Origin of the sequence: Dechloromonas sp. TW-R-39-2 (assembly GCF_016864195.1) — a bacterium.
Classification (GTDB): domain Bacteria; phylum Pseudomonadota; class Gammaproteobacteria; order Burkholderiales; family Rhodocyclaceae; genus Azonexus.
On sequence record NZ_CP045202.1, the window covers coordinates 112,956 to 126,970 of the forward strand.

At 59.1% G+C, this 14,015-nt stretch carries 15 protein-coding genes and 1 riboswitch; of the genes, 7 read left to right on the plus strand and 8 right to left on the minus strand.

Annotated elements, in window-relative coordinates; all coding sequences use genetic code 11:
• Window positions 1-45: 45 nt before the first annotated feature.
• From mtgA to GBK02_RS00595, 6 genes are read right to left on the minus strand one after another with little or no spacing between them, the layout of a single operon-like run.
• Window positions 46-741, minus strand: coding sequence for a monofunctional biosynthetic peptidoglycan transglycosylase (gene mtgA / locus GBK02_RS00570; RefSeq protein WP_203467846.1), 696 nt, complete (start codon window positions 739-741; stop codon window positions 46-48).
• Window positions 738-1,562, minus strand: coding sequence for a shikimate dehydrogenase (gene aroE, locus GBK02_RS00575; RefSeq protein ID WP_203467847.1), 825 nt, complete (start codon window positions 1,560-1,562; stop codon window positions 738-740). The genes mtgA and aroE overlap by 4 nt, the downstream gene beginning before the upstream one ends.
• Window positions 1,559-2,437 (minus strand): energy transducer TonB, encoded by an 879-nt coding sequence (locus GBK02_RS00580; protein WP_239003106.1) that lies wholly within the window; start codon window positions 2,435-2,437, stop codon window positions 1,559-1,561. The genes aroE and GBK02_RS00580 overlap by 4 nt, the downstream gene beginning before the upstream one ends.
• The gene (locus GBK02_RS00585) at window positions 2,434-4,344 is read right to left on the minus strand and encodes a ribonuclease catalytic domain-containing protein (protein ID WP_203467848.1); all 1,911 of its coding nucleotides are present in this window, start codon (window positions 4,342-4,344) and stop codon (window positions 2,434-2,436) included. The genes GBK02_RS00580 and GBK02_RS00585 overlap by 4 nt, the downstream gene beginning before the upstream one ends.
• 7 nt (window positions 4,345-4,351) lie before the next feature.
• Window positions 4,352-4,933: a YqiA/YcfP family alpha/beta fold hydrolase gene (locus GBK02_RS00590; protein ID WP_203467849.1), complete on the minus strand. Its 582-nt coding sequence runs from the start codon at window positions 4,931-4,933 to the stop codon at window positions 4,352-4,354.
• Complete coding sequence (locus tag GBK02_RS00595) at window positions 4,918-5,742, minus strand: undecaprenyl-diphosphate phosphatase (protein WP_203467850.1); 825 nt, start codon at window positions 5,740-5,742, stop codon at window positions 4,918-4,920. The genes GBK02_RS00590 and GBK02_RS00595 overlap by 16 nt, the downstream gene beginning before the upstream one ends.
• Here GBK02_RS00595 and GBK02_RS17045 point away from each other — a divergent pair.
• Entirely contained in the window at window positions 5,741-6,034 is a 294-nt protein-coding gene (locus GBK02_RS17045; protein WP_203467851.1) for a hypothetical protein, read from the plus strand. The genes GBK02_RS00595 and GBK02_RS17045 overlap by 2 nt on opposite strands.
• Window positions 6,035-6,082: 48 nt before the next feature.
• Here GBK02_RS17045 and GBK02_RS00605 read toward each other — a convergent pair whose 3' ends face one another.
• Complete coding sequence (locus GBK02_RS00605) at window positions 6,083-6,706, minus strand: cysteine hydrolase family protein (protein ID WP_239003110.1); 624 nt, start codon at window positions 6,704-6,706, stop codon at window positions 6,083-6,085.
• A 123-nt stretch (window positions 6,707-6,829) separates the two neighbouring features.
• On the opposite strand from GBK02_RS00605, the gene GBK02_RS00610 reads away from it, so the two are divergent.
• Together GBK02_RS00610 and GBK02_RS00615 are read left to right on the plus strand one after the other, a co-directional pair.
• Complete coding sequence (locus GBK02_RS00610) at window positions 6,830-7,780, plus strand: GlxA family transcriptional regulator (protein WP_203467852.1); 951 nt, start codon at window positions 6,830-6,832, stop codon at window positions 7,778-7,780.
• 142 nt (window positions 7,781-7,922) lie between these two features.
• Window positions 7,923-8,606: a DUF3334 family protein gene (locus tag GBK02_RS00615; RefSeq protein ID WP_203467853.1), complete on the plus strand. Its 684-nt coding sequence runs from the start codon at window positions 7,923-7,925 to the stop codon at window positions 8,604-8,606.
• Window positions 8,607-8,674: 68 nt separating this feature from the next.
• Here the strand turns inward: GBK02_RS00615 and thiC are convergent, their stop codons facing one another.
• Entirely contained in the window at window positions 8,675-10,591 is a 1,917-nt protein-coding gene (thiC, locus tag GBK02_RS00620; protein WP_203467854.1) for a phosphomethylpyrimidine synthase ThiC, read from the minus strand.
• Window positions 10,592-10,644: 53 nt separating this feature from the next.
• A riboswitch (TPP riboswitch) is annotated at window positions 10,645-10,751 on the minus strand.
• Between the two features lie 120 nt (window positions 10,752-10,871).
• Here thiC and GBK02_RS00625 point away from each other — a divergent pair.
• From GBK02_RS00625 to GBK02_RS00640, 4 genes are read left to right on the plus strand one after another with little or no spacing between them, the layout of a single operon-like run.
• On the plus strand, window positions 10,872-12,287 hold the full coding sequence (locus tag GBK02_RS00625; RefSeq protein WP_203467855.1) for a carbonic anhydrase: 1,416 nt from the start codon (window positions 10,872-10,874) through the stop codon (window positions 12,285-12,287).
• Between the two features lie 53 nt (window positions 12,288-12,340).
• Entirely contained in the window at window positions 12,341-12,973 is a 633-nt protein-coding gene (locus tag GBK02_RS00630) for a TetR/AcrR family transcriptional regulator (protein ID WP_203467856.1), read from the plus strand.
• Between the two features lie 60 nt (window positions 12,974-13,033).
• Window positions 13,034-13,687 (plus strand): protein-L-isoaspartate O-methyltransferase, encoded by a 654-nt coding sequence (locus GBK02_RS00635; RefSeq protein WP_203467857.1) that lies wholly within the window; start codon window positions 13,034-13,036, stop codon window positions 13,685-13,687.
• Window positions 13,687-14,010 (plus strand): rhodanese-like domain-containing protein, encoded by a 324-nt coding sequence (locus GBK02_RS00640; RefSeq protein WP_203467858.1) that lies wholly within the window; start codon window positions 13,687-13,689, stop codon window positions 14,008-14,010. Before GBK02_RS00635 ends, GBK02_RS00640 begins: the two co-directional genes overlap by 1 nt.
• The last annotated feature ends 5 nt before the right edge of the window (window positions 14,011-14,015 follow it).

Sequence of the window (14,015 nt, forward strand, 5' to 3'; positions counted from 1 at the left end):
AGGGTTTTGACAAAATAACTGCGGAAAACCCTTAATTTGCAGCGTTCAGGGCACTTCGGCGCCCGGCATGCGCGCCAGGATGATGCCGGTCTTGCGTCCCAGGCCGGATGCCCCGCGATTTTTGTCGTAATAACGCGGATTGGGCACCATCCCGGCCAGCCGGGCAGCCTGTTCCGGCCCGAGCTGGGCGGCGCCGACATTGAAATAATGCCGGGCGGCGGCCTCGGCACCGAAAACCCCGTTGCCCCACTCGATCACGTTGAGATAGACCTCGAAAATCCGCCGCTTGCTCCACAGATTTTCCAGCATCAAGGTAATGATCGCCTCTTCGGCTTTGCGAAAATACGATTTGCTCGGCGTCAGGAAAAGATTCTTGGCCAGTTGCTGGCTAATGGTCGAGCCACCGGCCACGAAACGACCTTTCTTCTGGTTCTTTTCCATGGCTTTCTGGATACCTTCCCAGTCGAAGCCTTCATGATCGACGAACTTGGCATCTTCGGCTGCGATAATCGCCCGTTTCAGATGAATTGAAATCCGTTCATAAGGCACCCATTCCTTCTTCAGCACGGCATCGGGTTTGTTGACGCGCAACTCGGCCAGACGGATGTCCATGAAGCGGGTTGTACCGGGATTCGCCCAGCCCCAGAACAGCACCCAACCCAACAACCATAGTTGCCAGACGAGAAACAAGCCGAGCAGGCCGAGCAGCGCCCATTTGAGCCCGCGGCCCAGGGCTTTCATGCGCCGAGTTTCGCCCGCAAGTCGGCCAGCACAACGCCGGTTTCAGGACGCACGCCGCGCCAGATGAAGAAAGCCTCGGCTGCCTGTTCGACCAGCATGCCCAGGCCGTCCACGCAGCTGGCTGCGCCCTGCTCGCGCGCCAGTTTCAAGAACGGGGTTTCGCCTTTGCCATACATCATGTCGTAGGCCAGTGCGCCGGCCGCAAAAACACCGGCGGGCAGGGGCAGGCTTTCACCAGACAAACTGGCCGATGTTGCATTGATCACCACATCGAATTGCCGCCCGTCGATTTCGGCAAAACTACCGCCGTCGACCGCGGCAAGCGCAGAAAAACTGCCGGCCAGGGCCACCGCCTTGTCGGCGCTGCGGTTGGCGATGAACAGGCTGGCTGGCCCACTCGCCAGAATCGGGGCAATCACGCCACGCGAAGCGCCACCGGCCCCCAATAGCAGAACACGCTTGCCGGCCAGTGGCAGGCCGGCATTGCATTCGATGTCGCGCACCAGACCGGCGCCATCGGTATTGTCGCCATGGATCTCAGCGCCCTTGAAAATCAGCGTGTTGACCGCCCCGGCGCGCTGCGCCCGATCGCTCAACCGGGTACTCAGGCGGAAAGCCTCTTCCTTGAAGGGCACCGTGACATTGGCGCCCTTGCCGCCACTGGCGACAAATGCGGAAATTGCCTCGGCAAAGCCGTCGACCGCAGCAAGACGTGCCTCGTAGTGCAAATCCTGGGCACAAGCCTGGGCAAAACGCGTGTGGATGTCAGGCGACCGGGAATGGGCAATCGGATTGCCGAATACGGCGTAGAGATCGGTCATTTGGCAGAAAGTTGATCGCCCTGGGTGAAGTACCAGGTGCGGGTGATTTCGAGAACATCGGTATCGCGCCGAATATCGGGCGGAAACGGCGAATAGGGCCCGGCCATCTGGACGATCCGCCGCGCCGCATCGTCCAGCATCTTGTGGCCGGACGAGCGATTGATGTCGATGCGGCCAATCTGGCCATCGGCATTGATCGACACGGTCAACACCAGAGAACCATACAATTTGCCGCGCGCCGCAGCGGGGTAGTTGAGTGTGCCGATGCGTTCGATTTTCTGCCGCCAGTCCTCGATGTACTGGGCGAAACGATATTCCTCGGTGCGCGCCCCGATGAATTTCTTGCGCGGCCGCTTGCTGTATTCGTCGGTACTCTTGCTGATTTCGCCTTCGAGACGAGCCATCGCCCGGGCCGATTCCGCCAGGTCGAGACCGCTGACCGTGGTCACCGGTGTAGGTTGAACATTGGTGTTTTCACCGGCCGAGATGGTCCGCGAACTGCGCGTCTGGGTCAGTATCTTTTGCTGCAGCGCTTCAAGCTCACGGACCCGCCGCTGCATCTGCTGCACATCGCTGCCCGTTACTTGCTGGTGCGTCGGCGGCAGCGGCGTCTTGGCCCGCCGGTTTTCGTCGGTATTGCCGCCGCCATCCAGATTCGACTGGGCCAGCGCCTGGGCGTCGGTTGGCTTGCGGGCCGATTTCGAATTGACCAGGATGATATCGAGCGCCTTTTCGCGCATCGAGCTCGACGCCTCGGGAAACTTGAAGTGCAGCGTCAGGACGAGCACATGCACCAGCATCGAAATGCCAATCGCCAGCCAGAGCCGGCGGCTGTCGGTTTGCATCGACTGCCAGTGCAATGCGACCGCCTTCACTGCGCCCCATCCTCCTCGTCGGCACCAGCCATGTCGACTTCCGGCGCATCAAGCAGGGCGACAAAACGCCCGGCCACTTCCGGCGCCAGCAAATCGAGGCTTTCAATCGCCAGACGCACCCGACGCCCCGGTGCCAGATCGGCCGGCAAGGACGGGACACGCAGCATCAAGGGCAGATGGTCGAGTTTGACCAGTTGCTCACGCCGCACCGTGGCATCAATTTCCGAAATGCCATGCTGCTGCAACCAGCGCAGGCACCAGTAACGCTCCATCAGGCGCTGGAAGTCGGCGTAAGCCGCGTAGGTGATCTCGAAATCGCGCATTGCACCAAACAACTCCGCCGATTTCTGCGCGAATGCCGGCGATTCACCCCTCAAACAGGCGATAAGTTGCCACTGATTGACCAGATCGCAATAACGCCGCAGCGGCGAGGTCATCCAGGCATATTGCGGTACGCCGAGGCCTTCGTGTGGCAAGGGCGAGGTCGTCATACGCACCTTGCCCTGGGTCTGGGCGCGGTACAGGCAGGCGACATTTTTCTCGGCGAGCAGGCCGCCCCAGGTCGAGTTGGCGACGATCATCAACTCGGCGACCAGCTTGTCGAGCGGGCTGCCGCGCTTGCGTTCGCTGATTTCAACGATGCATGCATCGGGATCGGCCAGATCGCCTTCAATCCCGAAGTTGTAATCATTGTTGCCCTGCATCGCCGAAGGCTTGCCGCGCCGGCCTTCGCAAGCATTGGCAAAATGCCAGAGATGGACCAGTTCATCCTTGAACGGTTGGTCGGGCAAGGGGCCGTTGATGGTTTCGGCGTTGAACCAGGGTTCGATCTCGTGGTGACGCAAGTTGGCCGCGATGTGCACCATTTCCAGCCGCGATTCGTGGCTGAGGATTTCCAGCGAGTCATTGACCGTCAGGTAAAGCGACACGGCCGGGCAATCGACGCCACCGGCCAGCGTGTAATTCTGGACCACGGCATCCGGCAGCATGGTGATCTTGTTGCCCGGCATGTACACCGTGGACAAACGGGCCCGGGCGATGCCGTCAAGCGGCGAACCGTGCTCGATGGCCAGGCCCGGTGCGGCAATGTGGATACCGATGCGCGAACCAATGCCGGGCAGTTTGACGACCGACAGCGCATCGTCGATCTCGGTGGTGTTGGCATCGTCGATCGAGAAGGCACGGACGTCGGCACGCGGCAAGTCGCGCGGCAACTTCGGGGCATCAAGCGGCGGGAAGGCCGTGCCCTTGGGGAACTGCTCATGCAGAAAGCGACGATAGTGCAGGAAATAGGCTGACTTGATGGCTCCGCACTTGAACAGCAGTTGCGGCGCAGTCAGGCCGGTTTCGGCACAGGCCGTCTCGAACGCCTTGGTTTCCGATTTGTTGCGGTCCGGCGCATAAAGCAAAGCGTCGGTCATTGCCGCTATTTCCGGCGGCAGACGGAATTCTTTCAGTGAGGCGATCCAGCCTTCCATGGCGAGCGCTTGCTGACGCTTTTTTTCAAGACCGGCCAGAGCAGCTGCGAGAATGTCGGCAGGCGCTTTGCGGAAGCGGCCCTTACCTTTGCGATGGAAATAGATGGGCGCTGCGTGCAGGGCAAGCAACACCGCCGCCGCTTCGACCGGGCTGGGTTCGTGACCGTGGTAATCACGGGCAAAATCAAGAAACGAAAATTCGCCATCGTTGACACACTCCCAGAGAAAATCCGCTTCGATTTCTTCAGCCAGCGGCGTTGCCTGCTCAAGCATGACTGCCGCCGATGGTTTTTCGAAACGCAACAACACGGTTGCGGACTTGATTTTGCTGCGCTTGCCGGATGGCATCTCGATCTGCAACGAGGTGTCGTTGTCAGCCATGATGACACCGGTCTTAAAGCCGCCGTCTTCTTCAAACAATACATTCATCGGCGGATTATAACCCAGCGTATTCAAGGATTTGCGGAATGAACTCGGGAAAGCGGGTGAAGCTGTGATCGCCCCCGGGCAGGATGCTTTGGCGACAGCCAGCGTAAAAATTCACAGCCTGCCGATAGTCCAGCACCTCGTCGCCGGTTTCAACCAGCAGCCAATAGCGATCCGCTGTCGGCGGCCTGACCTGTGCGCGCAATTCCTCGACATGCGCCTGGCCAAAAACAAAATGCTCGCCGCTGTGGAAATTGTGGTGCTCACCGACAAATTTGCCCAATTCCAGCCGGTCGACCGCAGCAGGGTTGATCAGCACGGCATGCAGCCCGTACTGCTCGGCCAGAAAATGGGCGTAATGCCCGCCGAGCGAACTGCCGACCAGCGTCACCAGGCCATCGGCCGCTTCGATCAAGCGCGAAACCTCAGCCATGGCCTGCGCCGGAAAGGGCGACAACTGCGGACAGGCAAAGCGTCCGGCCAGACCGCGCGCAGCCATCGCCTCAGCCAGCAAGCGCGATTTCCACGAGGCTGGCGACGAACAAAAGCCGTGCAGGTAAATAACCTGCGGACGACTTAATGCGCCGCCCACTGCACCCAGCCGAAATGCGCGGTCGACAGCACGACAATGCCAAAAACGATGCGATACCAGGCGAATGGCGTGAAATCATGGCTGGAGATGAAGCGCAGCAACCAGCGCACACACAGGAAGGCCGAGACAAAAGCCGAGATGAATCCGACCGCCCACATGCCGACATCGTCGAAATTGAGCAGCGCCCGCTCCTTGTACAGCTGGTAAGCCGTTGCCGCACCGATGGTCGGAATGGCCAGGAAGAAGGAAAACTCAGTCGCCGCCTTGCGCGACAAGCCGAACAGCAGGCCGCCAATGATCGTCGCTCCTGAGCGCGAGGTGCCGGGAATCAACGCGAACGCCTGCGCGATGCCCATTTTCAGCGCATCAAGCAGGCTCATTTCTTCAACCGTCTGAACGCGAATCGTGTGTTCACGTTTTTCCGCCCAGAGGATGACGAATGCCCCAAGAATGAAGGTGCTGGCGACAGCGATCGGGTTGAACAAATTGGCCTTGATCGCCTTGCCGAACAGCAAGCCGAGAATCGCCAGCGGCAGAAAGGCAACGAAGAGATTGAGAATGAATTTCTGGGCAGTTTTATCGCTGAACGCACCGCGCGCCACAACCAGCAAACGCTGACGATACTCCCAGACAACCGCAAGAATGGCGCCGAACTGTATGACAATCTCGAACAATTTGCCGCGATCGTCGTTGAAATTGAGCAAATCGCCAGCCAGAATCAAATGACCGGTCGACGAGATCGGCAGGAATTCAGTCAGGCCCTCGACGATACCGAGGATGAGGGCTTTAAGCAGCAGAATCGGGTCCATGGAATGCAGCCAATACAAGAAGCCGGCATTCTACTATCCCGGTCGGGTAGCCGCCTCCAGATTTGCCAGCCAGATCATGGCTTGCTGGCGCGACTCGCCGCACATTTCCAGCGAAGGCTGCAAGCCGCCACAGCAGGAAGGCCGCTCGGGCCGGCCGAAAATCGTGCAGCGCAAATCGGCATCCAGATTCGGACAGGGCTGTCCGGCAGGCTTGTTCAGCGAAGAGATGGAGGGCGCGACGCAACAGGCGGCACATCCGGGACGGCATTCCATGCGTGACCACCGAGAGTGAAAGACGGCGATTTTCGCCGATTTTCACTCTCAAGAAGATCAATTCGGCTCAACGCTGCGCAATGGCGCGCTGGTTCGACAGATAAATATTGTCAGCCGGCAAAGCCTTGTGTTCGGCGACAGCCGCCAGCCATTGATCGGTGCTGACCACGGCGGCAAAACCGGTATGCATCACGACCGTGAAAACGCGATGGATTTCCTCGGCCGTTGCCGAACCGATTGCGTTGGCATAAGGCAGAGAACCGGCGGCATCATGCAGCAATTCGACTTTCCAGCCGGCGTGTGCCGCTTGGCGGACCGTCGAATCGTCACAGTTGTGCGTCATGTAGCCGACGATGCTCAACGTATTGATCTGACGCTCGCGCAACCACGCCTCCAGATCGGTGCCGACGAAACAGCTGGCCAACGATTTTTCAATGTGGTGATTGCGCGGTCGACCGGCAATTTCGGGATGAATTGCGGCCCCCTCGCTGCCCCTGGCAAAAACAGGGGCCCCCTCTGCCGCCAGATGCTGCACCACCACCACCGGAATCCCGGCGGCCTGCGCCGCATCCATCGCCCGGACAATATTCGGTAGTGAAATCCGGACATCCGGATATTCGATCCGCAAATTTCCGGTGAAATATTCGTTTTGCACGTCGATGACGATAAGCGCCCGCTTGATTTGAGACATGATCGTTTCCTTGTTGGCGTTGGGATGGCGCCATTATTCGCAGAACCTCAACCGCCGGTAAGTGGCCCAATAGACAATTAACGATAATATCGGGCCAATCCTGTTGCATCGAGACCGAACCCAATGTCCAAGCTTCGCATCGCCGTTGTCGCCTTCGAACGGATCAGCCCCTTCCACCTCTCTGTTCCCTGCGTCGTTTTCGGTGATGCCCATCCGGGTGTCCCGTCATTTGAACTCACCGTCTGCGCCGTCGAACCGGGCAGCCTGAAGACCACCGCCGGCTTCGACATTCACGTCAGTCACGGGCTGGAAGCCCTGACTGATGCCGACATCGTCATCATTCCGAGCTGGCGCGATCCGACCGAGACGCCGCCAGCCGCATTACTCAGCGCACTGACTTCAGCTGCACAGCGCGGCGCGACCATCGTCGGCCTGTGCCTCGGTGCCTACGTACTGGCTGCTGCCGGCCTGCTCGACGGACGTCGGGCAACAACCCACTGGGCCTACGCCGCAGATTTCGCCCGACGTTATCCGCTGACCCGAGTCGACGCCAATGTTCTGTACATTGCCGACGACCAGATACTGACCTCAGCCGGGACCGCCGCCGGGATTGATTGCTGCCTGTACATGCTGCGCCAGGAATACGGAGCCGAAACGGCCAATAGCGTCGCTCGCCGCCTGGTTGTTCCGCCGCACCGGCAAGGTGGACAGGCGCAATTCATCGAGCAACCCGTCCCGGCCAGCGCCAACGACTCGCGACTGGCCGAATTGCTCGACTGGGTGCGCACCAATCCGGCGCAAGCGCACACACTCGACAGCCTGGCCCAACGTGCGCTGATGAGCCGTCGCACCTTTACCCGCCATTTCCGGCAACTCACCGGCAGCACCGTCAGCGCGTGGTTGCTCGGACAACGGCTGGCATTGAGCCAGCGCCTGCTCGAAGGCACGGAACATGATATCGAGCAAATTGCCGACCTCGCCGGCTTCGCCTCATCCGTCACCCTGCGCCACCACTTCCGCAAAGCCTTCGGCGTTTCGCCGAGCGCCTGGCGGGAAACCTTCAACGGTAAATAAGCAGCAAAATGCCAATGCCGCGGTCAACCATCGAGAAATGGCATTTTCGACGAATCCTTGAAATTCATTCAGCGCAGCCACCGTCGACGCCGGTCAGCTGTGCTATATATTCGCAATACCTATCCAGCAGGACGATTAGCCCATGAGCACTCCAGAAAAAAAAGTCGTATTCGGCACCGAAGATATCCTGCTGAGTCTGTGCAATTCAGTGTCGCGGGTACTGACCGTCGCCACGCAAAGCCCGATCCATTTTTCCGGCATGGTCCAGCGCATCACCAAGACCTGTCTCAAGCCGGATATCGGCTGCTTCGTGTTGTTCGACGGTGGTTTCTCGGGGCTGGTGGTGATCAACTTTTCGTCGCAGGCAGCAATGGAGCTGTACGAAAGCTACATGCTCAACATGGGCATGGCCAAGGATGAATTGGCCAGCTCGCACACCGCAGACGAAGTCAGCAACGTGATGGGCGAACTGATGAACCAGATCGTCGGCGATTTCACCGGCAAGGTTGCCCGCGAACTACAAACCCAGATCACGCAAAACCAGCCCAAGATGCTGGTTCTCAACAAGCAGGTCATGCTCAGCGTCGACACCAACCTCGACAAGCCGGAAGCCCGTCGCGTCACCTTCCATACCGGGCGCAACAATATTTTCTATCTCGAAATGGCAATCGATGGCACTGAGTTCATCAAGCTGTTCGACTTCGAAGCCAGCGATGCTCCCGATCCCGACGAGTTGATTGCCCAAGCCGCCATGCCGGCCAAAGCCCCGGTGCAAGCCGCTGAATCCAGCGAGCACGACGATTTGCTGAAATCGCTCGGAATGTAGTTGGCAAAAATCCGGAACAAACAAAAAGGCGGCCAAATGGCCGCCTTTTTCATTCTGGATACTGCCACTCAGACCTTGCTATAAACCTCAGCCCCGGCCTTCACGAACTCGACCGACTTCACTTCCATCCCTTTCGCCAGCGCCGCTTGTTCGTCGACGCCTTGCTGCGCCGCGAACTCACGCACTTCCTGCGTGATCTTCATCGAGCAAAAGTGCGGGCCGCACATCGAACAGAAGTGGGCGACCTTGGCCGATTCCTTGGGCAGGGTTTCGTCGTGGAATTCACGCGCCTTGTCCGGGTCGAGGCCGAGGTTGAACTGGTCGTCCCAGCGGAATTCGAAGCGCGCCTTGCTCAAGGCGTTGTCGCGGATCTGCGCACCGGGGTGGCCCTTGGCGAGGTCGGCGGCGTGGGCGGCCAGCTTGTAGGTGATGATGCCGGTCTTGACGTCATCCTTGTCCGGCAGGCCGAGGTGTTCTTTCGGCGTGACGTAACAGAGCATGGCCGTGCCGTACCAGCCGATCATCGCGGCGCCGATGCCGCTGGTGATGTGGTCGTAGCCCGGCGCGATGTCGGTGGTCAAGGGGCCGAGGGTGTAGAACGGGGCTTCATCGCAGTATTCGAGCTGCAGGTCCATGTTCTCCTTGATCATGTGCATGGGCACATGGCCGGGGCCTTCGATCATCACCTGCACGTCGTGCTTCCAGGCAATCTGGGTCAGTTCGCCGAGGGTCTTGAGTTCGCCGAGCTGGGCTTCGTCATTGGCGTCGTAGATCGAGCCGGGACGCAGGCCGTCGCCGAGGCTGAAGGCGACGTCGTAGGCCTTCATGATTTCGCAGATTTCCTCGAAGTGGGTGTAGAGGAAGCTTTCCTTGTGGTGGGCCAGACACCATTTGGCCATGATCGAGCCACCACGGCTGACGATGCCGGTCATGCGGTTGGCGGTGAGCGGCACGTAGCGGAGCAGGACGCCAGCGTGGATGGTGAAGTAGTCGACGCCTTGTTCGGCCTGTTCGATCAGCGTGTCGCGGAAGATTTCCCAGGTCAGGTCTTCGGCTTTGCCGTTGACCTTTTCCAGCGCCTGATAGATCGGCACGGTGCCGATGGCGACCGGGCTGTTGCGGATGATCCATTCGCGGGTTTCGTGGATGTTCTTGCCAGTAGACAGGTCCATCACCGTGTCGCCGCCCCAGCGGATCGACCAGGTCATTTTCTCGACTTCTTCCTGAATGCTGGAGCCGAGCGCCGAGTTGCCGATGTTGGCGTTGATCTTGGTCAGGAAGTTGCGGCCGATGATCATCGGCTCGCTTTCCGGGTGGTTGATGTTGTTCGGGATGATGGCGCGGCCACGGGCGATTTCGCTGCGGACGAATTCCGGGGTGATTTCTTCCGGGATGCTGGCCCCGAAGTTCTGGCCCGGGTGCTGGCGACCGAGCAGCTTGGCCATTTTCTCGCCCATCGGACCAGTATTCTTCAGGCTTTCAATATAGGCACGGCGATTGTTGTTTTCGCGGATGGCGACGTACTCCATCTCCGGCGTGATGATGCCCTGGCGGGCGTAGTGCATCTGGCTGACATTCTTGCCGGCCTTAGCGCGCAGCGGCTTGCGGTGCAGGCCGGGGAAACGCAGTTCGTCGAGCGACTTGTCATCGGCTCGTTTCTGGCCGAATTCTGAGCTCAGGCCGGGCAGTTCTTCAACATCGCCACGCTCGGCGATCCATTGGGCACGCAAAGCCGGCAGGCCGGAACGGATGTCGATTTTGGCATCCGGGTCGGAATACAGACCGGAGCAGTCATAAACGTAGATCGGCGGATTCTTTTCCCCACCGAAGGCGGTCGGTGTGTCATCCTGCATGATCTCGCGCATCGGCACTCGAATGTCCGGGCGCGAACCTTCGATGTAAATCTTGCGGGAATTAGGCAGCGGCTGGACTGCAGCCTCGTCGACGTGGGCGTTGGCGGCGAGGAATTGTTCTTTGGCGTTCATTGGAGCTCCATGCGGGGACACAGCGGGTAAGACGGGCAAGGAGCGATCTGGTTCCAACGGAGAGTTCGTTTCCCTACGACGGCATGACCCGGTCAGGTTCGAAGGGTTTTTCTCAGTCGACCGCAGCAAAACATGGCGGCAGACACCCCTAACGAGTGGGCTGCAAGTTACTGGAAACACAGGCAAAATGCAAGGAATGACATTCCTTGCTCAAGATTTCTCAATTTTGACCGAAATATCCATGGCAAGCGAAAAAGAAACAAAATCAAAGGGGTTAAACATGCGCTTATTGACTATTGCCGCCCTGCTGGCGACGCTGCCGTGGTGCGCGGCAGCCGCACCGACCTGGCAAACCATCTCGTCCGAACCGGGAAAACGGATCGAACTCGACCGGACCAGCATCAAACGTGAAGATGGCGGCAAGGTTCAAGCCCAGGGACGGGTCATCCTCGAAAAGGAAATCGTCGATGCCAAGTCCGGCGCCGGCTACCGGGTTATTGAAGCGATCACCCGCTACGACTGCGGCTCGCGCAATGCCAGCACAATCAAGCGCATTTACAAGAAAAACGAGTCGGAAGTCGTTCGCGAAGAAGAGATCAAGGGTGCCGAATTGCCGGTCCGTACCGGCACGCTCGACGACAAGGTCCTGCGCGAAGTTTGCCGCCCGGCCAAGGAAAGCGTGACCGAGGTTGCCCAAAAAGCCAACGAGGCAACCAGCCAGTTGAAAGAAGCCAACGAAGCGATGATCAAGAAAGATCTCGCCAAGTCCGGTGCAATGAAGGCATCCGACACCAGCCATGCCCCTGCCGCCAAGGCCGAGCAGGCTGCGCCGATTTCAATCAAGCCGAACCTGAAACCTCCAGCAGAGGCCGCGCATGAGCCGGCGCCACCGAAAGCCGCACCGCCCAAGGCAAGCCACGTCGTGGTGCACAGCTCATCGCCGGCCAAACCTGCCAAACAGGCAAAGACTGGCGGTTACATGCTGGAATTGGCACACAGCGAACCGGCACTCCAGCATGCCCACATTCACTGGTCTTATGACGGCGAAGGCGGCCCCGATAACTGGGCCAAGATCGATCCGAAAAACAAGACTTGTGCCATCGGCCAGCGTCAGTCACCGATCGACATCAAGGAAGGCATCAAGGTCGATCTCGAACAGATCAAGTTCAGCTACCGTCCATCAACCTTCCGCATCATTGACAATGGACACACCGTGCAGGTTGCCGTCGGCGACAGCTCGATCAGCCTGACCGGGAAAACCTACGAACTGGTCCAGTTCCATTTCCATCGCCCTTCCGAAGAAAAGGTCAACGGCCAGCGCTTCGACATGGTGGTGCATCTGGTGCATAAATCGGACGAAGGCCAGTTGGCCGTGGTTGCCGTGCTACTTGAGCGTGGCAGCGAAAATCCGTTCATCCAGACGCTCTGGAACAACATGCCCCTAGAGAAAAACGTCGAGGTCTCGCCGCCCGGCCCGGTCATCAACCCGGCCAACCTGCTGCCTTCCGACCAGAATTACTACACCTACATGGGCTCGCTGACGACCCCACCCTGTACCGAAGGGGTGCTCTGGCTGGTCATGAAGCAGCCGGTCCAGGTTTCGCCGGAGCAGATCAACATCTTCAGCCGGCTGTACCGCAACAACGCACGCCCCATCCAGCCGGCCAGCAGCCGGATGATCAAGGAAGGTCGTTGACCGCAGACAAGACGAAGTGGTAACTTAATGACCAGCGAGTCATTAAGTTACCCATGTCAGCCTCCCCACCCGCCCGTAAACGTCGCAAGGAAGCCCGTCCTTCGGAGCTGACCACAGCTGCGCTCAGCCTGTTTGTCGAAAAAGGCTTCGCCGCAACGCGACTGGAAGATGTCGCCCTCAGCGCCGGCGTATCCAAAGGTACGCTCTACCTCTACTTCGACAGCAAGGAAGCGCTGTTCAAGGCGGTCATTCAGGAAGGTATCGTCCCGGTTGTAGCCGAAAACGAGGCCATTGCCGCCCAACATAGCGGCAGCAGTTTCGACCTGCTGGAAAAACTGCTCGGTAACTGGTGGAGCAAGATCGGCCAAACACGACTGGCCGGCATCCCGAAACTGATGGTTGCCGAAGCCAGAAATTTTCCCGACGTCGCACTTTTCTATTACGAAAACGTCATCAAGCGCGGGCGAGCCCTGGTCGGCGCAGCCCTTGAGCGCGGCATGGCCTCCGGCGAATTCCGGCGCATGGATGTTGAAACAACCATCGACGTGATCATCGCCCCCATCCTGATGCTGTTGATCTGGCGCTTTTCAATGGCCTGCTGCCAAAACAGCGAAGGCGATTCAGGTCTTTACCTGCAAATTCACATGGATCTCCTGCGCCAAGGCTTGCGCGGGAGTCAGGTATAATTTTGCTTTCTCGGAATCAATATATTAGCTTGTGCTAATATTAAGCCTGCGGAGACCCACATGAATATCGAGCAAGCACGTTTCAACATGATTGAACAACAGATCCGCCCTTGGGAGGTTCTGGATCCGCAGGTGCTTGACCTGCTTTTCGTGGTCAAGCGCGAAGATTTCGTACCGACCGCCTACCGCAACCTGGCATTTGCCGACATGGAAATCCCGCTCGGCGATGGCCAGGTCATGCTGGCACCGCGTGTCGAAGCCAAACTGCTGCAGGAACTCGGCATCAAGAAAACCGACAAGGTTCTCGAAATCGGCACCGGCAGCGGCTACATGGCGGCCTTGCTGGCAGCGCGCGCCGAACACGTTGTGACGGTCGAATCCCGCCCGGCACTGGCTGAATCCGCTCGCCAGAACCTGGAACGCGCCGGTGTCGCCAACGTCACGGTCGAAGTTGCCGATGGTGCCCAAGGCTGGAGCCAGTCCGGTCCGTACGACGCAATTGTTGTTTCCGGCTCCCTGCCCACCCTGCCCGCCGCCTTGCTCAAGCAACTGCGCGTCGGTGGCCGTCTTGCCGTCACGGTTGGCCTGGCCCCGGTCATGCAAGCCCAGTTGATCACCTGTACCGCCGATGGCATCTACAACACGGTCAACCTGTTCGAAACGGTCATTCCGGCAATCGACGGCACCACGCCCGAATCAGGCTTCTCGTTCTGATGCAGCAGATTCGCGCACGCCAACTGGCCGAATGGCTGGCTGATGACAGCCAGCCCAAGCCGATTCTGCTCGACGTGCGCGAACCGTGGGAATTCGAACTCTGCCATTTGCCTGATTCGCTGCTCATTCCGATGCACACGGTCCCCCTGCGTTGCGATGAGCTCGACCCGGAGCGTGAGCTTGTCGTCATTTGCCACCACGGCGGACGCAGCATGCAGGTTGCCATGTTTCTCGAACGCAAGGGTTATGCACGATTGCACAACCTGGCTGGCGGCGTAGAAGCCTGGGCAGGAGAAGTTGACCCCACGATGCATCGATATTGAGGATG